The sequence below is a fragment of the Streptomyces sp. Ru71 genome, from assembly GCF_002920535.1.
In the GTDB taxonomy this organism is placed as follows: domain Bacteria; phylum Actinomycetota; class Actinomycetes; order Streptomycetales; family Streptomycetaceae; genus Streptomyces.
Map to the genome: position 1 here is coordinate 54,077 of NZ_PQSS01000036.1, position 22,111 is coordinate 76,187.

The window sequence follows — 22,111 nt, forward strand, 5'->3', positions numbered from 1 at the left end:
AGGAGCCTCATGAACACCGGTGAACTCGTCGAACTCGGACAGCAGTTGCGCGTGGACAGCGTGCGCGCGGCCGCCGCCGCGGGCTCCGGGCATCCGACGTCGTCGATGTCCGCGGCCGATCTGATGGCCGTCCTGCTCGCCCACCACCTGCGCTACGACTTCGACCGGCCCGACCACCCGGGCAACGACCGCTTCGTCCTCTCCAAGGGCCACGCCTCGCCCCTGCTGTACGCCGTCTACAAGGCGGCCGGGGCCATCGACGACGACGAGCTGCTCACCTTCCGCAAGCTCGGCAGCCGGCTGGAGGGGCATCCGACCCCGCAGCGGCTGCCCTGGGTGGAGACCGCCACCGGTTCGCTCGGCCAGGGACTGCCGGTCGGCGTCGGCATCGCGCTGTCCGGCAAGCGGCTGGAGCACGACGGCTACCGGGTGTGGGTCCTCACCGGCGACAGCGAACTCGCCGAAGGGTCGGTGTGGGAGGCCGCCGAGCACGCCGGGTACGAGCATCTGGACAACCTGGTGGCGATCGTCGACGTCAACCGGCTCGGACAGCGCGGACCCACCCGGCACGGCCACGACCTCGACGCCTACGCCCGCCGCTTCCAGGCCTTCGGCTGGCACACCATCGAGATCGACGGCCATGACGTCGACGCCGTCGACCGCGCCTACGGGGAGGCCCTGTCCACCGCCGGGCAGCCCACCGCCATCCTCGCCCGCACCCTCAAGGGCAAGGGTGTGGCAGCGGTCCAGGACCGCGAGGGGCTGCACGGCAAGCCCCTGCCCGAGGCCGAGGAGGCCGTGCGGGAGCTGGGCGGCGTGCGCGACCTGCGCGTCGAGGTGCACGCGCCGCCGACGGTCACCGTGCTGCGGTCCGCCACCAGCACACCCTACGAGCTGCCCCGCTGGGACAAGGGCGAGGAGGCCGCCACCCGGGACGCCTACGGCAAGGCGCTGGCCGCCCTCGGACGCGGGCGCGGCGACGTCGTCGCCCTCGACGGCGAGGTCGGCGACTCCACCCGCGCCGAGCTGTTCGGCAAGGAGCACCCCGACCGGTACATCGAGTGCTACATCGCCGAGCAGCAGATGGTCGCGACCGCCGTCGGGCTCGCCGCGCGCGGCTGGACGCCGTACGCCTCCACCTTCGCGGCCTTCCTCACCCGCGCCTACGACTTCGTGCGGATGGCGGCCGTCAGCGGGTCCGGCATCAATCTGGTCGGCTCGCACGCCGGGGTGGCCATCGGGCAGGACGGCCCCTCCCAGATGGGCCTGGAGGACCTGGCGATGATGCGGGCCGTGCACGGCTCCACCGTGCTGTACCCGTGCGACGCCAACCAGGCCGCACACCTCGTCGCCGCGATGGCCTCCCTGGACGGCATCCGGTACCTGCGCACCTCGCGCGGCAAGTCCCCGGTGCTCTACGGCCCGGACGAGGACTTCCCCGTCGGCGGCAGCAAGGTGCTGCGCTCCTCCGGGAGCGACCGGCTGACGATCGTCGCGGCCGGGGTCACCGTGCCCGAGGCGCTCGCCGCCGCGGACGCGCTGGCCGCGCAGGACATCGCCGTCCGGGTGATCGACCTGTACTCCGTCAAGCCGGTCGACGCCGACACGCTGCGGCAGGCCGCCGAGGAGACCGGCTGCCTGCTCACCGTCGAGGACCACCATCCCGAGGGCGGCCTCGGCGACGCCGTCCTGGACGCCTTCACCGACGGGCGGCCCGTGCCGCGCCTGGTCCGGCTCGGGGTGCGGAACATGCCGGGCTCGGCGACCCCCGAGGAGCAACTGCGCGCCGCCGGCATCGACGCCGAGTCGATCGCGGCCGCCGGGCGGCTGCTGGTGGGGGAGGCGGTCGTGCGGTGAGCGCCCCGGAGGCGCGCACGGTGCGGGCCGGGCGCCGGACCGTTCAGGTGCACCGGCCCGCCAAGGTGCTCTTCCCGGGCGACGGCGGCGGGGCCGAGGAGTACACCAAGGCGGACCTGGTCGACTACTACCGGTCCGTCGCCGCGTTCATGCTGCCGCATCTGCGCGGCCGGCCCTTGATGCTGGAGCGGCACCCGGACGGCGTGGACGGGCCCCGGTTCATGCAGAAGAACACCCCGGAGCACTATCCGGAGTGGATCAGCCGCGTCGAGCTGCCCAAGGAGGACGGCACCGTCTGCCACACCGTGTGCGAGGACACCGCCAGCCTCGTCTACCTCGCCGACCAGGCCTGCCTCACCTTTCACCGCTGGCTCTCCCGTACCGGCAGCATCGACACCCCGGACCGCCTGGTCTTCGACCTCGACCCGCCCGGCGACGACTTCCCGGCCGTCCGGCAGGCCGCCCGGTGGCTCGGCGAACTCCTCGACGAGCTGCGCCTGCCGTCGGCCCCGATGACCACCGGGTCCAGGGGCCTCCATGTCGTCGTCCCGCTGAGTGGCCGTCAGGATTTCGAGGCGGTGCGGCAGTTCGCCCGGGACGTCGCCGAGCTGCTCGCCGCCGGGCATCCCGACCGGCTCACCACCGCCGCCCGCAAGAAGGACCGCGGCGACCGGCTCTATCTCGACGTCCAGCGCAACGCCTACGCCCAGACCGCCGTCGCCCCGTTCACCGTGCGGGCGCTGCCCGGCGCACCCGTGGCCGTGCCGATCACCTGGGACCAGCTGGACGACCCCGGGCTCCACGCCCGCCGCTGGAGCATCGCCGACGCCGTCGACCAGGCACGCACCAACCCCTGGGCCGGACTGATGGGCCGCGGGCGCGCGCTCGGGCCGGCCCGGCGGCGGCTCGACGCGCTGCGCGGCTGACCGACCACCGTGCGCGAGTGGAAGCGCTCATACCACTTGCGCCTGCCCGGGTGAAGGTTTGGCCATGGAACGAGCGGCCACACGGAGGGGAGAGGTGGCCATGGCGAACACAAAGAACACGCGAGATTCGCAGAATTCACCGAACGAACCCGATGAGCGGCAGACCGCCGACGAGCGGCTGACCCCGATGGAGGTGCTCCGCAACGCACGGGCCCAGCTCGCCGAGCTGACCGGTATGAACCCCGAGTCCGTGTCGTCCTTCGAGCAGACGGAGGACGGCTGGTCCCTGGAGGTCGAGGTCCTCGAACTCGCCCGGGTGCCCGACACGATGAGCCTCATGGCGAGCTACCAGGTCGACCTCGACCCCGAGGGGCAGCTCACCGGATACCGGAAGGTCCGGCGTTACGAGCGCGGCCGGGCAGACGCCCGAGGCGGCCGTTAGGTCTCCGGACCGCGAGCCGGCCGGTGGATCACCGGACCCGCACGATGCGGGCGGTGGACCACCGGGCCCGCACCGGGCAGCCGGTGGATCACCGGTCTCGACGACCGCAACAGACACGATCACTGACGACAGAAGGAGGCACGGTCGGCATGACCGTTGTCCCGGCACAGCAGACCGGCGGCGGAGGCGGCACCAGCGGCCTCTACGACGTTCTGGAGCTCGTTCTCGACAGGGGGCTGGTCATCGACGCGTTCGTGCGGGTGTCCCTGGTCGGCATCGAGATCCTCAAGATCGACGTACGCGTCGTGGTGGCCAGCGTCGACACCTACCTGCGCTTCGCCGAGGCGTGCAACCGGCTCGACCTGGAGGCCGGGCCGCACAAGAGCCCGGGCCTTCCCGACCTGGTCGGCGAGGTCACCGAGTCCGGCGCGCGCGGCAAGTCCAAGGGCGCCCTGTCCGGCGCCGCGCAGACCATCTCCGACGCGTTCAAGCAGGCACGCGAGGAGGGTGAGACCGAGGAGCGGCGGCCCCGCAGGTCCACAGCGGCCCGTCGCAAGCGGGAGGAGGAGCAGGAGTGAGCACGTACGTCTACGGCATCGCCGCCGCCTCCCACCCGAAGCTTCCCGAGGGCATGGACGGCGTCGGCGAGCCCGCGCGCCCGGTCCGCATCCTCACGGCGGGCGAGCTGGCGGCCATCGTCAGCGACGCCCCCGAGGGGCTGCGCCCCAAGCGGCGCGACCTGCTCGCCCACCAGAACGTGCTCGGCGAGGCGGGCGCGGCCGGCTGCGTGCTGCCCATGCGGTTCGGCAGCGTCGCCCCCGACGACGACACCGTCGTCTCGGTGCTCACCGAGCGCGCCGACCACTACAAGGAACGCCTGCGCGCCCTCGACGGCCGTGTGGAGTACAACGTCAAGGCCAACCACGTGGAGGAGGCGGTCCTGCACCGGGTGATGGCCGAGAGCCCCGAGATCCGCTCCCTGGCCGAGGCCAACCGGCGCGCGGGCGGCGGCAGTTACGACGACAAGCTGCGCCTGGGCGAGATGGTCGCCGCGGCGGTCAAGGCCAAGGAGGCAGAGGACGCCACCGTCCTGCAGCGGATGCTGGAGCCGGTCGCCGAGGCGGTGAGCGCCGGACCGGAGTCCAGCGGCTGGCTGGCCAACGTGTCGCTGCTGGTCGACAAGGACGCGGCCGACCGGTTCGTGGCCGCGGTCGAGCAGGCCCGCAAGGACCTGCCGCAGCTGGAGATCCGCGTCAACGGGCCGCTGCCGCCCTACAGCTTCGTCGACCCGGGCCCGGCCGAGCACTCGGCCAGCCTGGCCGGCGGCGCGGAGACCGAAGAGGGGTGAGGGCATGGGCCTGCTCGGCGAGGTGTTCCTGCTGCCGTTCGCTCCGGTGCGCGGCAGCGCCTGGGTGATCAGACAGGTGCTCCAGGAGGCGGAGCGGATCTACTACGACCCGGCCACCGTGCGGTCCGAGCTGGCCCGCCTGGAGGAACGGCTGGAGGCCGGTGAGATCACCGAGGAGGAGTTCGACCGCCAGGAGGACGAGCTTCTCGACCGGCTGGAGACGTCGACGCGCGCGAGCGCGGGAACAGGTGAGTGGACGGCACGATGAACCGAGTGGGACTGGGCCTCGCGGTAGGGGCCGGATACGTCCTCGGACGTACGAAAAAGGCGAAGCTGGCGCTCGCCGTCGGCAGCATGGTCGCCGGCAAGCGGATGAATCTCAGCCCGCGCATGGTCGCCGACCTGGTCAATCAGCAGCTGAAGAACAACCCGCAGGTCAAGGAGCTCGGGGAGCAGCTGCGCGGTGACCTGCGCGGAGCCGGCAAGGCGGCCTCCGGTGCCCTCGTCGAGCGGCAGATCGGCGCGCTCGCCGACCGGCTGCACGCCCGTACCGCCGATCTGCGCGGGCAGGGCCCCGGCGAGCGGGACGAGGAGGAGGAGGAGAACGGCGCCGAGGAGCGCGACGAGACCGCCGGCGACGAGCCCGAGGACGCGGGGGAGTCGCGGAAGAAGCCCGAGGCCGGCGAGCGCGACGCCCCGGCGAGGAAGGCGGGCGGGACGGCGAAGAAGGCGGCCCGCAAGGCCCCCGCCGACAAGGCCGCCCCCGCCAAGAAGGCCGCGAAGAAGGCGCCCGGCGCCGGCACCGCGGCGAAGAAGACCTCCTCGGCCCGCAAGACGGCGGCCAAGGCCGGCGGCCGGGGCGGGCAGCGGAAGGGAGGCGGTGAACGATGACCGAGGCTGTGGGAGCGGCCGGCTCCGCCGCGCGGGGTGCGGCGGGCGCCGCCAAGGACGCGACGGGCAAGAGCCCCCTCGGCGACCTGGCGCACAGCGAGGCCGCCGACCGGCTCAAGGCCGAGCTGCAGGACTACCTTGCCGCCCAGGCGACCCGGATGCTCACCGGTGTCGGGCACAAGCTCGGCGAGACCACCGGGAAACTGAACGACATCGCCGAGGGCAAGAGCCCGGGCTTCGCCAAGCTGGCCCTCGACGGCGGGCGCAAACTCGCCGAGGGCAAGGGCCCGATGCGCACCGCCCTCGAACTCGGCGGCTCCCGCGCCAAGGACAGCGTGATGGGGAAGCTGAAGGGCCTCTTCGGTGGCAAGAAGGGCGGCAAGGGCCGCGCCGGCAACAAACCGACCGTGATCATCGAGCACATCGACGTCGGCGTGCCGCTGCGCACCGCCTACGACCAGTGGACGCGGTACCAGGACTTCAGCAGCTTCGCCAAGGGCGTCAAGAGCGCGAGCCGCGCCGACGACACCCACTCCGACTGGCAGGCGAAGATCTGGTGGTCCAGCCGCAGCTGGAAGGCGACCACCACCGAGCAGGTCCCCGACCAGCGCATCTCCTGGACGTCGGAGGGCGCCAAGGGCTCCACCAAGGGCGTCGTCACCTTCCACCGGCTCGCGGACAACCTCACCCGCGTCCTGCTGGTGATCGAGTACTACCCTTCCGGCTTCTTCGAGAAGACCGGCAACATCTGGCGTGCCCAGGGCCGCCGGGTCCGTCTCGACCTGAAGCACTACGCCCGCTTCATCACCCTCAAGGGAGAGGTGGACGAGGGCTGGCGCGGCGAGATCGAGGACGGCGAGGTCACCCGCAGCCACGAGGACGCCATGGAGGCCGAGGCCGCGGAGGGCGAGGAGGCCGAGGACGAGTACGGCGAGGAGGAGGAGCCCGAGGAGGAGGGCCGGGAGCGAGCCGAAGCGGACGAGGACGAGGAGCCGTACGACGAGGAGCCGTACGACGAGGAGGACGAGTACGAGGAGGAGCCCGAGGAGGGCGACGAGGACGAGGGTGCCGGGGACGCCGATGACGAGTACGAGGAAGAGGAGGAGGACGAGGAGGAGTACTCCGGGAGCCGGCGATGACCACACCCAGCCCCATGTCCGGCCGCCTGCCCGAGCCCTACGGCAGCGGCAGCGGCGCCAACCTCGCCGACATCCTCGAACGTGTCCTGGACAAGGGCATCGTCATCGCGGGTGACATCCGGATCAACCTGCTCGACATCGAACTGCTCACCATCAAGCTGCGGCTCATCGTGGCCTCTGTCGACAAGGCCAAGGAGATGGGTATCGACTGGTGGGAGACAGACCCGGCGCTGTCCAGCCGCGCCCGGCGCGACGAACTCACCCGGGAGAACGCCGAGCTGCGGGCCCGGCTGGCGGAGCTGGAGGCCGGCCACGGCCAGGAGGAGGCCCCATGACCGGACTGCGGTACGTCTACGCCGTGTGCCGCCCCTTCACCGCGCCCCTCCAGGCGCAGCTGACCGGGGTCGGCGGTGCGCCGCCCCGGTCGCTGACCCACCACGGGCTGATCGCCGTCTACAGCGAGGTGCCGGAGCGGGACTTCGGCGAGGAGGCGCTGCGCGCCCATCTGGAGGACCTCGACTGGGTGACGGCGACCGCCCGCGCCCACCAGGGGGTGATCGACGCGCTGACCGTGGTCACCACGCCGCTGCCGCTGCGCCTGGGCACCGTCTTCCGGGACGACAGCGGGGTGCGCACCATGATGGAGGCCCGCGAACGCGACTTCCGGCGCACCCTGGACCGGCTGCAGGGCAAGGTCGAGTGGGGTGTGAAGGTGTACGCGGAGGTCCAGGGCGAGCAGGCCCAGCTCGGGACGCCCTCGCCGCAGGCCTCCTCGCAGGCCGGGCCGACTCCGTCCGGGCGGGACTATCTGCGCCGGCGCAGTATGCGCGCCAAAGCGCACGAGGACATGTGGCAAAAGGCCGAGGAATTCGCCACGCGACTGCACGAGTCCCTTTCCGCGCACGCCGAGGATTCCCGGGTGCACGCGCCGCAGAACCCGGCGCTTTCCGGGGCGGCGGGGCGGAATGTGCTCAATGCGGCATACCTGGTGCCGCGCGCCCAGTCCGAGGAATTCGTCGAACTCGTGGACCGCACGAAGGACGACGTTCCGGGAATGCGCGTGGAACTCACCGGACCGTGGGCCGCCTATTCCTTCGTGGAAACCGCGCGGCCGGCCGGGGAGGTGTCGGGGTGACCGTCGTCGAACGCCGTGAGATCGCTCTGGTGGACCTGCTGGACCGGCTACTGGCCGGCGGTGTGGTGATCACCGGGGACATCACCCTGCGCATCGCCGACGTCGACCTGGTGCGCATCGACCTGAACGCGCTCATCAGCTCGGTCAACGCCCAGGTGCCCTCGCCGTTCGACCCCCTGCTTCCGACGCGCAAGGAGCTGCCGTGACCAGCCGCAACCGGGTCGACCTCGATCCCGACACCGTCGAGCGCGATCTCGTCAAGCTCGTCCTGACCGTGGTGGAACTGCTGCGCCAGCTCATGGAGCGCCAGGCGGTGCGCCGCTTCGACGCCGGCGACCTCAGCGAGGAGCAGGAGGAGCGCATCGGCTTGACGCTGATGCTGCTGGAGGACCGCATGGCCGAGCTGCGCGACCGGTACGGACTGCGGCCCGAGGACCTCAATCTGGACCTCGGGCCGCTCGGACCGCTGCTTCCCCGGGAATGACCCCGGGGTCACCCCCCGGGGTTTCCTCCCGGTTACCTCACCACCTGTACCAGCGACCCCTGCCGCCCGCCGCGGTCGTGCTCCGCAGCAGGAATCCCAGCAGCCATACGACCAGGACCGCGAGTGCGATCCACCACAGAGCCTTCACTGCGAACCCGACGCCGAACAGGATTATCGCCAGAAGCAGTACCAGCAGGATGGGAACCATAGTGTCAACCTCCTGCGATCCGTGTTTCCCGAAAAGCGGGAATCAGACTTCCGTGCGGCACAGAATTTCGCCGTGCAGGACGGCGAACCAGCCGTCGGGGTGCTTTCCCCATTCCCGCCAGCTCTCCGCGACGGCGGCCAGGTCCGCCTCGGTGGCATGCCCGCCGGCCACGGCCTGCCCGGCGAACGCGGAGGCCACCGTGCGCTCGGCCCACAGGCCGCTCCACCAGGCCCGCTCCTCGGGCGTGGCGTAGGTCCAGGTGCTGGAGCTCGCCGTGACGTCGGTCAGACCGGCCGCGTGCGCCCAGGCGGCCAGCCGGCGTCCCGCGTCCGGCTCGCCCCCGTTGGCGCGGGCCACCCGCTCGTACACCTCCAGCCAGTCGTCCAGCCCGGGCAGCAGCGGATACCAGGTCATCGCCGCGTAGTCCGCGTCGCGGACCGCGATGAAGCCGCCGGGCCTGGTCACCCGCTTCATCTCGCGCAGCGCCTGCACCGGGTCGCTGACGTGCTGCAGCACCTGGTGGGCGTGGACCACGCAGAAGGTGTCGTCCGGGAAGTCCAGCGCGTGCACGTCGGCGGTGGCGAAGTCGACGTTGGTCAGGCCGCGCCCGGCGGCCTCGGCCCGCGCCTGCTCCAGGATCCCGGGCGCCTGGTCGACGCCGGTGACATGCCCGTCGGGGACCAGCTCGGCCAGGTCCGCGGTGATGGTGCCCGGACCGCAGCCGATGTCCAGGACGCGCATGTGGGGCTTCAGCGCACCGAGCAGGTAGGCCGCCGAGTTGGCGGCGGTGCGCCAGGTGTGCGATCGCAGCACCGACGCGTGGTGCCCGTGCGTGTAGACGGCCGTCTCCTGCGCTTTCGGCATGGCTGTACCCCTCCTCGTCGAGCCCGGGCCGTGGACCGGCCCGGTGCTCGACACCGTACGCCTGACGGCCGAATGATGAGATACGCGTTTTGCCATGTGGACTGACGGTGAGTCAGTTCCGGACTGCCGGGAACGTCAGGAAGCGGGTACGGGCCGGTAGACCGTCAGCGCCTGCGGCAGCTTCTCCACCGTCAGCTCGCCCTCCACGGGGGCGACTTCACCGTCGTACGCCAGCAGCGTGCCCGGGGCGACGTCCGTCAGCCGCAGCCGGGGCACTTGGACCGCCGCGTGCACCGGCGAGCGGGTCAGCGGGCCCCCCACGGCCGCGGCCAGCAGCCGCAGCGCCGGGCGGCGGCCGCCGTGCACCACCCGCACATCCAGCTGCCCGTCCGCCAGATCGAGCCGGCGCCCGGGCGTCAGACCCATGCGGTGGTAGGTGCCGTTGCCGACGAACAGCAGCCACAGCGGGTGCGGCCGGCCGCCCACCTCGGCCTCCAGCGGATGCCGGCCGGCGCGCGTCACGCGCAGCGCCGCGAGCACCCCGGCCGGCCAGCCGCCGATGCGGTGCGCCCAGCGGTCCCGCTCCCGCACCAGCTCCGGGTAGACCCCCAGGCTCAGCGTGTTGACGAAGATGCCGCGCCGCTCGCCGGAGGAGAACCGGCCCACGTCCACGCGCACGGCCTCGCCCCGCGTCAGCGCCGCCGCCAGATCGCGGGCGTCCTCCACGCCCAGGTCCAGGGCGAAGTGGTTCAGCGTGCCCCCGGGCAGCACCGCGAGCGGCAGCCCGTGGCGCAGCGCGACCTCGGCGGCCGTGTTCACCGTGCCGTCGCCGCCGCACACCCCGAGCGCGACCGCCCGGGCCGCCGCCTTCTCCAGCTGCGCCGGCATCTCCTGCGGGGCGCACTCCACGACCTCGGCGGCCGGCAGCGCGTCCCGCAGCGCCCGCACCCGGTCGGCCGTGCCCGCCCCCGTGTTGGCCACCAGCACCAGACCCCGCCCGTCCGGCAGCACCGGCGCGTCGGCCCGCGGCCGGGCCGGCGGCGCCAGCTGCTCCCGGGTGGGCACCAGACCCCGTACGGCGAAGGCGGCGCCCGCACCGAGGGCCGCCCCGGCCAGCACATCGCTCGGGAAGTGGACGCCGGTGTAGACCCGGGACATCGCCACCGAGAACGCCACCGGCGCCACCGCCGCGCCCCAGGCCGGGGACTCCAGCGCCACCCCGGTCGCGAACGCGGCCGCCGACGCGGAATGACCGGACGGGAACGACGTGGTGATCGGCTGCCGCTTCAGCTGCCGCACCAGGGGTACCGGGTCCAGCACCGGCCGGGCGCGGCGCACCGAGCGCTTGCCGAGGGTGTTGATGGTCAGCGAGGCCAGGGCCAGGGAGGCCACGCCGCGCGCGGCGGCCCGGCGGCCCCGGGGGGTGCGGCTCGCCGCCATGGCGGCCGCCGTCGCGAACCACAGCAGCCCGTGGTTGGCGCTGCGGCTCAGCCGCGGCAGCACCGGCTCGGCGGCCGGCCAGTGCCGCTGCGCGGCGAACTCGAAGAGACGGCAGTCCAGCGCGAGCAGCTTCTCGCGCAGCAGGTGCCCGTCGGGCCTGGGAGCGGTGAGATCGACATCGGGACTCATACCCAGGCGGGTACCCTGTGGTGGCCGTCTGCGACCGGGGGAGTGCACCGTACGGAGGACCCCCGATGCGCCTGCTGCTCGTCCGCCACGCGGAGACCCCGTCCAACGTGCGGCATCTGCTCGACACGGCGCCACCCGGGCCCGCCCTCACCGCGCTCGGCGAAGAGCAGGCCGCCGCGCTGCCGGCCGCGCTCGCCGACGAGGACATCGAGGCGGTCTACGCCTCCACCCTGATCCGCGCCCGGCTCACCGCCGCTCCGCTGGCCGCCGCCCGCCGCCTGGACGTGCGCGTGCGGGACGGCATCCGGGAGATCGCGGCCGGCGACCTGGAGATGCTGCCCGGCGACAGCGAGCAGGGCCGGCTGTACATGAAGACCGTCTTCGCCTGGGCGGCCGGCGACACCGCGCTGCGCCTGCCCGGCGGCGAGAGCGGGGCTCAGGTGCTGGCCCGCTACGACGCGGTGGTCGCCGAGGCGGCGCGATCCGGCGCCGGGACGGTCGCCCTGGTCAGCCACGGCGCCGCGATCCGCATGTGGACCGCCGCCCGCGCCGGCAACGTCTCCATCCCCTTCGCCGCCGCCCACCCGCTGCGCAACACCGGCGTCGTCGCCCTGGAGGGCGGTCCGGCCACCGGCTGGACGGCCCTGACCTGGGCGGACGAGACGGTCGTCCCGCCGGGTGAGCCCGGCCCGACGGGAGAGGCCGTGCCGGACGCCGAGCAGCGGCCGTAACGGGGTCCGCCGCGGCCTGCGGCCGATAACGGTTTGCCGCGGGCGGCGGCCGACCCGGAGAATGCCCGACCATGGGACATCTGGAAGCCTCGCACCTGGAGTACTACCTCCCCGACGGGAGGGCACTGCTCGGTGACGTGTCCTTCCGGGTGGGGGAGGGAGCCGTCGTCGCCCTCGTCGGTCCCAACGGAGCGGGCAAGACCACCCTGCTGCGGCTGTTGTCCGGGGAGCTGAAACCGCACGGCGGGAGCGTCACCGTCAGCGGCGGGCTCGGTGTGATGCGGCAGTTCGTGGGGTCCGTACGGGACGAGACGACCGTGCGCGACCTGCTCGTCTCCGTCGCGCCGCCCCGCATCCGCGAGGCCGCGGCCGCCGTCGACGCCGCCGAGCACGCCCTGCTCACGGTGGACGACGAAGCCTCCCAGCTCCGGTACGCGCAGGCCCTCGCCGACTGGGCCGAGGCACGCGGCTACGAGGCCGAGACCCTGTGGGACGTGTGCACCACGGCCGCGCTCGGCGTGCCGTACGACAAGGCGCAGTGGCGGCAGGTGCGCACGCTGTCCGGCGGCGAGCAGAAACGGCTGGTGCTGGAGGCGCTGCTGCGTGGCACCGACGACGTGCTGCTGCTCGACGAGCCGGACAACTACCTGGACGTACCCGGCAAGCGCTGGCTGGAGGAGCGGCTGCGCGAGACCCGCAAGACCGTGCTGTTCGTCTCCCACGACCGGGAGCTCCTCGCCCGCGGCGCCGAGAAGATCGTCTCGGTGGAGCCCGGCCCGGCCGGCGCCGACGCCTGGGTGCACGGCGGCGGCTTCGCCACGTACCACGAGGCCCGCCGGGAACGCTTCGCCCGGTTCGAGGAACTGCGCCGCCGCTGGGACGAGAAGCACGCCCAGCTGAAGAAGCTCGTCCTGAACCTCCGCCAGGCCGCCGCCGTCAGCCACGACATGGCCTCCCGGTACGCCGCCGCCCAGACCCGGCTGCGCAAGTTCGAGGAGGCCGGACCGCCGCCCGAGCCGCCGCGCGAGCAGGAGATCACCATGCGGCTCAAGGGCGGCCGCACCGGCGTACGGGCCGTGACCTGCGCGGGACTCGAACTGACCGGCCTGATGAAACCCTTCGACCTGGAGGTCTTCTACGGCGAGCGGGTCGCCGTCCTCGGCTCCAACGGCTCCGGCAAGTCCCACTTCCTGCGCCTGCTGGCCGGCGAGGACGTCGCCCACACGGGCCAGTGGAAGCTCGGCGCGCGGGTCGTGCCCGGCCACTTCGCGCAGACCCACGCCCACCCGGAGCTGCAGGGCCGCACCCTGCTGGACATCCTGTGGCAGGAGCACTCCCAGGACCGGGGCGCGGCGATGTCCCGGCTGCGCCGCTACGAGCTCACCCGGCAGGCCGAGCAGACCTTCGACCGCCTCTCCGGCGGCCAGCAGGCCCGCTTCCAGATCCTGCTGCTGGAGCTCGCCGGCGCCACCGCTTTGCTGCTGGACGAGCCCACCGACAACCTCGACCTGGAGTCCGCGGAGGCCCTCCAGGAGGGGCTGGAGGCCTACGAGGGCACGGTCCTCGCCGTCACCCACGACCGCTGGTTCGCCCGCTCCTTCGACCGCTACCTGGTCTTCGGCTCGGACGGCCGGCTGCGGGAGACCGCGGAGCCGGTGTGGGACGAACGGCGGGTGGAGCGGGCGCGCTAGAGCTCCCTGGGACGGATTGGCTGGACACCTGTGGGGCGGGCCTTGGCGGGCCCGCCCCACAGGTGTCGCCAGACTGCTGCGTCAGCTCCAGCGCAGCAGCGCCCCCAGGCCGCCCGCCGGGGTGTCGCCCGCGTCCTCCGGCAGCGCCGGGGTCACGGAGATCGCCGGGGCACCCGTCATCACCACCGAGCGCAGCAGGGCGTCGTCGGCCCGGGCCGACCACGAGTGCTGCTCCCCGAGCGTCTTCAGCTCGGTGCGGCGCACCGCCAGCTGGTCGGGGTCCTCGCCGATCCACACCTCGCGATGCGTGTCCGGGCCGTCCGGCCGCACCAGCAGCTCGTCGATACGGTGCTCACGGGCGGCCTCCACCAGCGCCGGCACGCCCTCCACGGCGGCCGTGCGCCCCTCGCCGCCCGGCGTACGGGCGGCCAGGAACCGGTCCAGGTCCTCCTGCGCCCGGCGCCGCACATGCTCGGCCCGCGCCTGCTCCACCTCCTCGTCGAGCAGCCGGCTGCCGGTGCCGTGGTCGGCCTCGACCACGCTCCCGTACAGCCGCTGCGGCAGCCGCTCGTGCACGGCCCGCCGCTCGCGCGCGTCACCCACCAGGATCAGCAGGTCGGCGCGGGTCTCCTCCTGGCACACCGCGAGCGCGTCGGCTATCTCCGCCGCGTTGTGCTCCCAGGTGTTCTCCACCCGCAGCTGGAAGTGGCGCTCCGACCAGTCGACCGAGCTGGTGCGGTGCACCGGCCATTGCCGGCCGCTGACCGAGCCGGCCTCATGGCTGCCCAGACCCGAGCGCAGCTCGAAGTCCGCGCCCTTGCGGTCGATGTACGCCACCACGCACACCGGGTCCTCCCCGGCGAGCTCCAGCAGCGGCGACACCCGCGGCAGCGGTGCCCACTGCGCGGAGCTGCCCCGCACCGGGGCCCGGGCCAGCGGCGGATCGAGCACCACCTCGCCGTCCCGCGCGAACAGCGCCCGGCCGTGCGGATCACTCGCATGGCGCAGCTCGTCCACGGCGTCGCGCACCGCACGGCAGGTCGCCTCGTCCGCCCCCTGCCCGGCCAGCTCCCGCGCCACCGCCTGGGCCGTCAGTTCCCGTTCGTGCGGCGTGTCCTCGGCGTGCCGTGACAGGTCCACGTACACGGAGGCCCAGGGGCCGGAGTGTTCATAGAGTGGATGCAGAAAGGCGAGATCCATGGCTCCCTCCCGTGATGCGCTCGGGGGTAGTGCTCACCGGGCGGGTACCCGGACCGCATGAACGAACACGACCGACCGGACGGGGCCACCATGAGCGGAGTCGAACCTGAGCGGCTGGACGACCAGCAGCTGATGAAGGAGCTGGAGACCATCCACCGCACGCGTCACGACACCCTGCTGTACGGCTCGAACGACGCGCTGCGCGCCCACAACGAACGCATGGCGCAGCTGGAGGGCGAGTATCTGCGCCGCAACCCGAGCCGGCCCGTCGCCGCCGGCCGCACCCGCGAAGGCGCCCGGGAACGCGGAAGCGGGGAGTCGGCGACTCCCCGCTCCTGACCCGCTGACCGTGCCGGCCCGTGCGGGCCGCTCAGGCGGCCTGCCGGGTCTCTTCCGCGAACACCTCCAGATACGTCTCGCAGAAGGCCTTCAGATCGTCCGGCTTGCGGCTGGTGACCAGCTTGTTGTGGCCGTGGTCGCACACCTTGACCCGCTCGTCCACCCAGGTGCCGCCCGCGTTGCGGATGTCCGTCCGAAGGCTCGGCCACGAGGTCAGCTCCCGGCCCCGTACGACGTCGGCCTCGACCAGGGTCCACGGGGCGTGGCAGATGGCCGCGACCGGAAGGCCCCGGGTGAAGAAGTCCTTGACGAACGCCACCGCCTTGGCGTCCATCCGCAGGAAGTCCGGGTTGGCGACGCCGCCGGGCAGCACCAGCCCGCCGAAGGAGTCGGCGGAGGCGTCCGCGACGACCTCGTCGACGGGGAAGGTGTCGGCCTTGTCCAGGTGGTTGAACGCCTGGATCTCACCCGGCTTCGTCGACACCAGCACCGGCTCGTGCCCGGCGTCGCGGGCCGCCTGCCAGGGCTCGGTGAGTTCGACCTGTTCGACGCCTTCGGGGGCCGCCAGAAATGCGATGCGCATGGTCATCCCTTCGTGCGTTCAGCGCTGCGTGCCGGTGACCGCCTCGGCCAGCTCCTGGACGTTGCCGTAGCGCGCCTTGCGGGGCAGCCCCTCCAGCGCGTCCACCAGCGCGTCCGGTGCGTTGTTGCGGCGCAGCACGCCGATCAGTTCGTGCGGGCCGGCCGGGAAGGACCCGCGGCCCAGGATCCGCGCCAGTTCCAGGCGCACGGTCTCCAGGGAGGAACCGAGGCCACCGGGCGCCACCGGGCCGCCCCAGACCTGCGGGTCGTCGTCGGCGGCCGGCTCCGGGTCGTGCCACTCCTCGGTCCGGGTCGGGTGTCCGGACCTGAGCAGCCCCTGCAGTTCGTGCTTCCTCTCGTCGTCCCGATGGACGCTCATCCGGTCGCTGCCTCGCTGCATGTCTCCCTCCAGAGGTACGGGGGTGTGCACCGCGTACCCCGGCACGGGGGAGCGACACCGGGCCGGGGCCGGATCAACGACGGCGTATCGGCACCTCAGTCGTGCTTCTTGTCCCGCCCCGGCAGGAACTCCTGCATCTTCGCCTTGAAGCCCTGCTTGATCACCGAGCCGCGTTCGGCGTCGCCCTTGAGGATCGACGCGGCCGTGGCCTCCATCTGCTCCCAGGTGGCGTGCGGCGGGATCGGCGGTACCGACGGGTCGGTGAGGAACTCGATCACCGCCGGTCCGTCGGCCTCCAGGCCGGCCCGCCAGCCCGCCTCGACGTCCTCCGGCTTCTCCACCCGCACCCCGGTCAGGCCGAGCGAGCGGGCGAACGCCGCGTACTGCACGTCCGGGATGCGCTGGGACTCCAGGAAGGACGGCGCCCCCTCCATGGCGCGCATCTCCCACGTCACCTGGTTGAGGTCCTGGTTGTTCCACACGGCCACCACCATCCGCCGGTCCTCCCAGCGGTCGGCGTACTTCGCCGCGGTGATCATCTCCGCGAGCCCGTTCATCTGCATCGCGCCGTCACCGACCAGGGCCACCACCGGCCGGTCCGGGTGCGCGAACTTCGCGCCGATCGCGTACGGCACCCCGGGGCCCATCGTGGCCAGCGTGCCGGACAGCGAGCCGCGCATGGTGCCGCGCATCGTGATGTGCCGGGCGTACCAGTTCGCCGTGGAGCCCGAGTCGGAGGTGACGATCGCGTTGTCGGGCAGCAGCGGGTCCAGCGCGGCGGCCACGTACTCCGGGTTGATCGGGTCGGCGGACAGGTTCGCGCGCCGCTCCATCACCTCGCGCCAGCGCCGCACGTTGTCGCACACCGTGTCGAACCACTCCCGGCCGCGCCCCGAGTCGATCATCGGGATCAGCCGGTCCAGGGTCGCCTTCGCGTCGCCGACCAGGTTCACCTCGTACGGGTAGCGCATGCCGACCATGTGCGGGTCGATGTCGATCTGGACCGCGCGGGCCTTGCCGAACTCCGGCAGGAACTGCGAGTACGGGAACGACGAGCCGATCGTCAGCAGCGTGTCGCAGTCCCGCATCAGCTCGTAGCTCGGGCGCGTGCCCAGCAGCCCGATCGAGCCGGTGACGTAGGGCAGTTCGTCGCTGAGCACGTCCTTGCCGAGCAGCGCCTTGGCCACGCCGGCGCCCAGCAGCTCCGCGATGTGCTGCACCTCCTCGCGCGCGTGCGCCGCGCCCTGGCCGACCAGGATCGCCACCTTGTCGCCGGCGTTGAGCACCTCCGCCGCCCGCCGCATCGACTCCTCCGACGGAACCGCCGTCCAGGAGCTGCGGTCCAGGCTGGAGGGCACCATCTTGAACTCGTGCGTCGGCGGCGAGTAGTCCAGCTCCTGCACGTCACCGGGGATGATCACGGCCGTCGGGGCACGCCGCGCGTACGCCGTGCGGATCGCCCGGTCCAGCACGTTCGGCAGCTGCTCGGGCACCGTCACCGTCTCCACGAAGTCCGAGGCGACGTCCTTGTACAGCGTGTGCAGGTCGACTTCCTGCTGGTAGGAGCCGCCCATCGCGGTGCGGTGCGTCTGGCCGACGATCGCCAGCACCGGCACATGGTCCAGCTTGGCGTCGTACAGCCCGTTCAGCAGGTGGATGGCGCCGGGTCCGGACGTGGCCGTGCACACCCCGATTCGGCCGCTGAACTTGGCGTATCCGACCGCCTGGAACGCGGACATCTCCTCGTGCCGGGACTGGATGAACCGGGGCTTGTCCTCGGCCCGTCCCCAGGCGGCGAGCAGTCCGTTGATGCCGTCACCCGGATAGCCGAACACACACTCCACGCCCCAGTCGCGCAGCCGCTCCAGAACGTAGTCGGACACCTTGCTGCTCATGAAGGACCTCCAGGTCGCACGGGCTTCGGTCGGCGTCAGCACCCCACGAGTCACCCGCTGGCACCCCGGAAAACCTGCGCCCGGGTTTGCCCGGCGGGCCCGGGGGCAGGCGCAGGGTCAGTGCTTCGGACCGGAGGCACGTCCGTGGGAGCGGCTGTACGCGGCCCCGGGACGCCTTCCGTCCAGGCCTGCCGCACTCCCTCGGTGACCGTCCACCCCTGAGCACCCCGAGGGAGAGCGACGCACCATGCGCACCCGAACCGGTACCCACCCGCACGACGACGCCCCCGACACCGCCGACGCCTTCCGCCGGCTCGCCGCGCTCCGGCCGGGACCCGAGCGGGACGCACTGCGCGCCGAGATCACCGAGGCGTGGCTGCCGATGGCCGAACGCATCGCCGCGCGCTTCCGCAACCGCGGCGAGTCCTACGACGACCTGCGCCAGGTCGCCGCGCTCGGCCTGGTCAAGGCCGTCGACCGCTACGACCCCGACCTCGGCAACGCCTTCGAGAGCTACGCCGTGCCCACCGTCACCGGTGAGATCAAGCGCCACTTCCGCGACCACATGTGGACCCTGCACGTGCCGCGCCGCGTCCAGGAACTGCGCAACCGGGTCCGCGCGGCCGTCCAGGACCTGTCCCAGACCGTCTCCAGCCGCCGGCCCACCGTCGCCGAGATCGCCGAACGCGCCCAGCTGAGCGAGGAGGACGTCAAGGCCGGTCTGGAGGCGCTGGAGAGCTTCACGGCGCTGTCCCTGGACGCCGAGATGCCGGGCAGCGAGGGCGACGGCGGGTACGCCCTGACCGACACGCTCGGCTCGCCGGACCCGGCCCTGGACACGGTCGTGGACCGTGAGGCGGTCCGGCCGCGGCTGGCGGCGCTGCCGGAGCGCGAGCGGGCGATCCTCTACATGCGGTTCTTCGGGGAGATGACGCAGAGCCGGATCGCGGAGCAGCTGGGGATCTCGCAGATGCATGTGTCCCGGCTGATCAGCCGGTGCTGCGGGCGGATGCGGGAGGAGATCCTGGCGGAGGCGGAGTAGCGCCGGGGGGGGGGGGTCTGCTCGGTGCCGGGTGCGGGCCCGCCGTGGCGGGTCGCGCAGTTCCCCGCGCCCCTGGGTGGGCGGCCCGTGCGTCGGCTCAATCACTCGGTCGGCTGTCCCGGTCCCGGTCGCGCGGTTCCCCGCGCCCCCGGGTGGGCTGCCGCCGGGGCCGGCTGAATCACCCGGTCGGCCGCCCCCCGTCCCCCTGATGGGGTCCGGCCGCGCGCGGCATGCGTGGTCGCGGGCTGTCATGGCTGTACGGCACGACACCCCCGTGCCCGCAGTCGTACGGCCGAAGGAGTCCTCCCCATGCGCCGCACCGCCCGTGCCCTGTCCGTCGCCGCGCTGGTCGTGCTGGCCGGCGCCGCACCGGCCGGGGCCGCGGACGATCCCCCGGACCCGGCCGACCCGGTCACCCAGAGCGTCCCGGACGATCCCGCCGACCCGGCCGCGCCGAGCCTGCCGGACGACCCCGCCGACCTGGCCGCGCCCAGCCTGCCGGACGAGCCCGGCGGGCCCGCCGCGCAGATCAGCCCCGCCTCGGTGGAGCCCGGCGGCACCGTCACCGTGTCCGTGAACTGCGACCCCACGGGCGGGCCCGCGCCGGAGAGCATCGACGCCAGCTCCCAGGCCGCGTTCGCGGACGGCACCGTCAAGCTGCAGAAGGTGCCCGGCGGTGACGAACTGTCCGGTCCCGCCTACAAGGGCAGCGCGAAGATCGCCGCCGCCGAGGACTTCGAGGGCCTGGCCGACGGCGCGAGCGGCGCCGCCTGGACCGTGGACGGCACCTGTCCCGCGCCGCCCGGCGGACAGGGCCGGCCGTGGAGCGCCAGCTTCGACGTCGCCCACGGCACCTCGCACGGCTCCGCCGCCGCGTCCCCCTGCCCCGAGCCGCACCGCACGCCCTGCGGCGGGGACCAGCCGTCCTCGCCGGCCCACGAACCGTCCTGGCAGCAGCCCACCAGCCGGCCGCCCGCCATCGAGCACGGGGTGAACGCCGGCGAGGGCGGCACCTACACCGCCTCCGCGCCCGCCCTGGTGGCCGGAGGACTGCTCATCGCCGGCGCGGCCGGAGCCGCCGCCCACCGGCTGCGCCGGCGCCGTCCGCAGCGGGGCCGGCGTCTGGGCGAACCGCCGGTGTGATGGGCGCAACCCGCGCGGCGAGCCATGGGGAGCGCACGACGTGGGTACTCACAGGCCTGGACTACGAGGCGGTGACGCGGCACCGGACGGGCCCACGGCACCAGCGACTGCGCGGAGGCACGCATGCGGCGGACCGACCCCGAAGGTCACGGCCCCGTCCGCTACGGCCCGCCCCTGCCCGACACCGGCCTTCCCGTGCTCCCCGAACTGACCGACCGGCTGGCCGCCGCCTCCGACCGGGGAGCCGCCGAACCCGTCGGCGGCTCGGCCGCCGTCACCGAGGCGGCCTGCGGCTACTGGGAGCGGCGCGGTCTCGCCACCGAACCCGGCCACGTGGCCGCGGCCCCCCGGGGCGCATGCGCTGCTGCTGGCGCTCACCGCGGCCCTCGGCGGCGACGTGCTCGTGCCCCGTCCCTGCGCGGCCTGGTGGGCGCCCTACGCGCGACTGCTCGGCAGACCCGTCTTCCATGTGGCGACCCCCGCCGAGTCCGGTGGCGTGCCCGACCCCTACGCCCTGCTGGAGACCGTCCGCCGGGTCCGCGCCGAGGGCGGCGACCCGCGGCTGCTGGTGCTCTCCCTCGCCGACGACCCGACCGGCACCGTCGCTCCGCCGGAGCTGCTGCACGAGACCGTGGAGGCCGCCGCCGGCGAGGGACTGCACCTGGTCAGCGACGAGACCTGGCGCGACACCCTGCACCGGCCGCACGACACCGTGCTGCTCAGCCCCGCCGAGATGCTGCCCGCACAGGTCACCGTCGTCACCGACCTGGCCGGCGCGCTGCTGCCGGCGGGCTGGCCCGCGGCGGTCGCCCGCTTCCCCGCGAACGGGCACGGCGGCGGACTCCACGCGCGCGTTCTGGACGTCCTCACCGCGCTCGGCGCCCGCGTCGCCGCGCCCGTCGCCGCCGCGGCCTCCTACGCGCTGACCGAACCCGAGCCGGTGACCGCCCGGATCGCCGCCACCGTCTCGCTGCACGCGCGCGTGGCCGCGGCCGTGCACCACACGGTCGTCGCCGCGGGCGCTCTGGCCCGCCCGCCACAGGCCGGCCGCCATCTGTACGCCGACCTCGGCCCGCTGCGCACGGCGCTGGCCGGGCACGGCGTGGGCGACGCCCAGGACCTGGAGGACTTCCTCACCGCCCGGCTCGGCATGCCCGCCCCCGGCGGCCACCGCTTCGGGGACGACCTCGCCGCGCTGCGCGTACGGCTGGCCACCGGCCCGCTGCTGGGCGGCACCGACGCCGAACGCGCGGAATGCCTCACGTCCCCCGCCCCGTTGGAACTGCCGCATCTGCAGCGTGCGTTGCTCACGGTGCGGTCGGTCTTCGACGATCTCCGCGACGACGCCCAGCGATGGGAGCCCCCTCGATGACGCAGCAGTCCGAGTCGCCCGCCACCGGAACGGTCACGAGCACGACGCCGTCCCCGACGCCCGGCACCCCGGTGCCCTCGCCGTCCGTCGCCCCGCCCTCCCCGCCCCTGGCCGAGCCCCGCCCGCTGGGCGAGCGCAGAGTGTGGCCGCGGACCTTCCACGACCGGCTCACCGCGCCGCTGCCCGGACTGAAGGCCATCGCCCGCTTCGCCCGCGAGGGCGCCGTACGCCCCGGCAAGGAGGGCCTCGCCGACATCGCCCGCCTGCCCTACGCCCCCGCCCCGCTGCCCCGCGTCGACGCCCGCGCCCTCGCCGTCACCTGGGCGGGACACGCCAGTTGGGTGGTGCGCATCGGCGGGCTGACCGTGCTCACCGACCCGGTCTGGTCGCGCCGCATCCTCGGCACCCCGGCCCGCATCACGCCCGTCGGCGTCGACTGGGAGGCGCTGCCCCGTATCGACGCCGTCGTCATCAGCCACAACCACTACGACCACCTGGACGCGCCCACCCTGCGCCGACTGCCGCGCGACACCCCCGTGTTCGCGCCGGCCGGGCTCGGCCGCTGGTTCCAGCGGCGCCGGTTCACCCGCGTCACCGAGCTGGACTGGTGGGAAGGCGCCGAACTGTCCGGGGTGCGCTTCGACTTCGTACCGGCCCACCACTGGTCCAAGCGCACCCTCACCGACACCTGCCGCAGCCTGTGGGGCGGCTGGGTGCTCACCGCGCCCGACGGCCGGCGGCTGTACTTCGCCGGCGACACCGGATACGGCCACTGGTTCAGCCGTATCGGCCG

Annotated in this window: 25 protein-coding genes and 1 pseudogene; 19 read left to right on the forward strand and 7 right to left on the reverse strand. The window is 73.5% G+C overall.

What is annotated here, in order from left to right:
* Window positions 1-9 precede the first annotated feature (9 nt).
* The 12 genes from C3489_RS21505 to C3489_RS21560 all read left to right on the forward strand — a co-directional run bounded on the left by C3489_RS21505 (window position 10) and on the right by C3489_RS21560 (window position 8,222).
* Window positions 10-1,857 (forward strand): transketolase, encoded by a 1,848-nt coding sequence (locus C3489_RS21505; RefSeq protein WP_103783652.1) that lies wholly within the window; start codon window positions 10-12, stop codon window positions 1,855-1,857.
* Window positions 1,854-2,783, forward strand: a complete 930-nt coding sequence (gene ligD / locus C3489_RS21510) for a non-homologous end-joining DNA ligase (RefSeq protein ID WP_103783653.1) — start codon at window positions 1,854-1,856, stop codon at window positions 2,781-2,783. Before C3489_RS21505 ends, ligD begins: the two co-directional genes overlap by 4 nt.
* Window positions 2,784-2,883: 100 nt before the next feature.
* Window positions 2,884-3,225, forward strand: coding sequence for a gas vesicle protein (locus C3489_RS21515; protein ID WP_103783654.1), 342 nt, complete (start codon window positions 2,884-2,886; stop codon window positions 3,223-3,225).
* Window positions 3,226-3,374: 149 nt separating this feature from the next.
* Window positions 3,375-3,803: a gas vesicle structural protein GvpA gene (locus tag C3489_RS21520; RefSeq protein WP_103783655.1), complete on the forward strand. Its 429-nt coding sequence runs from the start codon at window positions 3,375-3,377 to the stop codon at window positions 3,801-3,803.
* Window positions 3,800-4,573 carry a GvpL/GvpF family gas vesicle protein gene (locus C3489_RS21525; RefSeq protein WP_103783656.1) on the forward strand — a complete coding sequence of 258 codons (774 nt, stop codon included), beginning with the start codon at window positions 3,800-3,802 and terminating at the stop codon, window positions 4,571-4,573. The genes C3489_RS21520 and C3489_RS21525 overlap by 4 nt, the downstream gene beginning before the upstream one ends.
* Before the next feature lie 4 nt (window positions 4,574-4,577).
* A complete protein-coding gene (locus tag C3489_RS21530) occupies window positions 4,578-4,841 on the forward strand; it encodes a gas vesicle protein GvpG (RefSeq protein WP_103783657.1) in 264 nt (87 codons plus the stop codon).
* The gene (locus tag C3489_RS21535) at window positions 4,838-5,464 is read left to right on the forward strand and encodes a DNA primase (protein WP_103783677.1); all 627 of its coding nucleotides are present in this window, start codon (window positions 4,838-4,840) and stop codon (window positions 5,462-5,464) included. The genes C3489_RS21530 and C3489_RS21535 overlap by 4 nt, the downstream gene beginning before the upstream one ends.
* Window positions 5,461-6,603, forward strand: a complete 1,143-nt coding sequence (locus C3489_RS21540; protein WP_103783658.1) for an SRPBCC family protein — start codon at window positions 5,461-5,463, stop codon at window positions 6,601-6,603. The genes C3489_RS21535 and C3489_RS21540 overlap by 4 nt, the downstream gene beginning before the upstream one ends.
* Window positions 6,600-6,938: a gas vesicle protein gene (locus tag C3489_RS21545; protein ID WP_103783659.1), complete on the forward strand. Its 339-nt coding sequence runs from the start codon at window positions 6,600-6,602 to the stop codon at window positions 6,936-6,938. The genes C3489_RS21540 and C3489_RS21545 overlap by 4 nt, the downstream gene beginning before the upstream one ends.
* Window positions 6,935-7,738, forward strand: coding sequence for a GvpL/GvpF family gas vesicle protein (locus C3489_RS21550; protein ID WP_103783660.1), 804 nt, complete (start codon window positions 6,935-6,937; stop codon window positions 7,736-7,738). Before C3489_RS21545 ends, C3489_RS21550 begins: the two co-directional genes overlap by 4 nt.
* On the forward strand, window positions 7,735-7,944 hold the full coding sequence (locus tag C3489_RS21555; protein WP_103783661.1) for a gas vesicle protein: 210 nt from the start codon (window positions 7,735-7,737) through the stop codon (window positions 7,942-7,944). The genes C3489_RS21550 and C3489_RS21555 overlap by 4 nt, the downstream gene beginning before the upstream one ends.
* Window positions 7,941-8,222 (forward strand): gas vesicle protein K, encoded by a 282-nt coding sequence (locus tag C3489_RS21560; protein ID WP_103783662.1) that lies wholly within the window; start codon window positions 7,941-7,943, stop codon window positions 8,220-8,222. Before C3489_RS21555 ends, C3489_RS21560 begins: the two co-directional genes overlap by 4 nt.
* Window positions 8,223-8,259: 37 nt before the next feature.
* Here the strand turns inward: C3489_RS21560 and C3489_RS21565 are convergent, their stop codons facing one another.
* The 3 genes from C3489_RS21565 to C3489_RS21575 all read right to left on the reverse strand — a co-directional run bounded on the left by C3489_RS21565 (window position 8,260) and on the right by C3489_RS21575 (window position 10,923).
* Window positions 8,260-8,430 (reverse strand): hydrophobic protein, encoded by a 171-nt coding sequence (locus tag C3489_RS21565; protein ID WP_103783663.1) that lies wholly within the window; start codon window positions 8,428-8,430, stop codon window positions 8,260-8,262.
* 42 nt (window positions 8,431-8,472) lie between these two features.
* Window positions 8,473-9,294, reverse strand: coding sequence for a methyltransferase domain-containing protein (locus C3489_RS21570; RefSeq protein WP_103783664.1), 822 nt, complete (start codon window positions 9,292-9,294; stop codon window positions 8,473-8,475).
* Window positions 9,295-9,429: 135 nt separating this feature from the next.
* Window positions 9,430-10,923 carry a bifunctional phosphatase PAP2/diacylglycerol kinase family protein gene (locus C3489_RS21575; protein WP_103783665.1) on the reverse strand — a complete coding sequence of 498 codons (1,494 nt, stop codon included), beginning with the start codon at window positions 10,921-10,923 and terminating at the stop codon, window positions 9,430-9,432.
* Between the two features lie 65 nt (window positions 10,924-10,988).
* Between C3489_RS21575 and C3489_RS21580 the strand changes: the two genes are divergently transcribed.
* A complete protein-coding gene (locus C3489_RS21580) occupies window positions 10,989-11,654 on the forward strand; it encodes a histidine phosphatase family protein (protein ID WP_103783666.1) in 666 nt (221 codons plus the stop codon).
* Window positions 11,655-11,725: 71 nt separating this feature from the next.
* Complete coding sequence (locus C3489_RS21585; protein WP_103783667.1) at window positions 11,726-13,345, forward strand: ABC-F family ATP-binding cassette domain-containing protein; 1,620 nt, start codon at window positions 11,726-11,728, stop codon at window positions 13,343-13,345.
* An 81-nt stretch (window positions 13,346-13,426) separates the two neighbouring features.
* On the opposite strand, the gene C3489_RS21590 is transcribed toward C3489_RS21585, so the two are convergent.
* A complete protein-coding gene (locus tag C3489_RS21590) occupies window positions 13,427-14,545 on the reverse strand; it encodes a Vms1/Ankzf1 family peptidyl-tRNA hydrolase (protein ID WP_103783668.1) in 1,119 nt (372 codons plus the stop codon).
* Window positions 14,546-14,602: 57 nt separating this feature from the next.
* Between C3489_RS21590 and C3489_RS21595 the strand changes: the two genes are divergently transcribed.
* The gene (locus tag C3489_RS21595) at window positions 14,603-14,884 is read left to right on the forward strand and encodes a DUF6158 family protein (RefSeq protein WP_103783669.1); all 282 of its coding nucleotides are present in this window, start codon (window positions 14,603-14,605) and stop codon (window positions 14,882-14,884) included.
* 31 nt (window positions 14,885-14,915) lie between these two features.
* Here C3489_RS21595 and C3489_RS21600 read toward each other — a convergent pair whose 3' ends face one another.
* From C3489_RS21600 to C3489_RS21610, 3 genes are all read right to left on the reverse strand, one after another.
* Window positions 14,916-15,467, reverse strand: coding sequence for a type 1 glutamine amidotransferase domain-containing protein (locus C3489_RS21600; protein ID WP_103783678.1), 552 nt, complete (start codon window positions 15,465-15,467; stop codon window positions 14,916-14,918).
* A gap of 18 nt (window positions 15,468-15,485) precedes the next feature.
* A complete protein-coding gene (locus tag C3489_RS21605; protein WP_103783670.1) occupies window positions 15,486-15,866 on the reverse strand; it encodes a DUF2795 domain-containing protein in 381 nt (126 codons plus the stop codon).
* 95 nt (window positions 15,867-15,961) lie between these two features.
* Window positions 15,962-17,761, reverse strand: a complete 1,800-nt coding sequence (locus tag C3489_RS21610; RefSeq protein ID WP_103783671.1) for a thiamine pyrophosphate-requiring protein — start codon at window positions 17,759-17,761, stop codon at window positions 15,962-15,964.
* A 247-nt stretch (window positions 17,762-18,008) separates the two neighbouring features.
* On the opposite strand from C3489_RS21610, the gene C3489_RS21615 reads away from it, so the two are divergent.
* The 4 genes and pseudogenes from C3489_RS21615 to C3489_RS21630 all read left to right on the forward strand — a co-directional run.
* The gene (locus tag C3489_RS21615) at window positions 18,009-18,803 is read left to right on the forward strand and encodes an RNA polymerase sigma factor SigF (protein ID WP_103783672.1); all 795 of its coding nucleotides are present in this window, start codon (window positions 18,009-18,011) and stop codon (window positions 18,801-18,803) included.
* Window positions 18,804-19,112: 309 nt separating this feature from the next.
* A complete protein-coding gene (locus tag C3489_RS21620; RefSeq protein WP_103783673.1) occupies window positions 19,113-19,946 on the forward strand; it encodes a hypothetical protein in 834 nt (277 codons plus the stop codon).
* A gap of 123 nt (window positions 19,947-20,069) precedes the next feature.
* Window positions 20,070-21,318 (forward strand): annotated as a pseudogene (locus C3489_RS21625) (aminotransferase class I/II-fold pyridoxal phosphate-dependent enzyme).
* A partial coding sequence (locus tag C3489_RS21630) for an MBL fold metallo-hydrolase (protein WP_103783674.1) occupies window positions 21,315-22,111 on the forward strand: 797 nt, incomplete at its 3' end. The pseudogene C3489_RS21625 and the gene C3489_RS21630, both read left to right, overlap by 4 nt.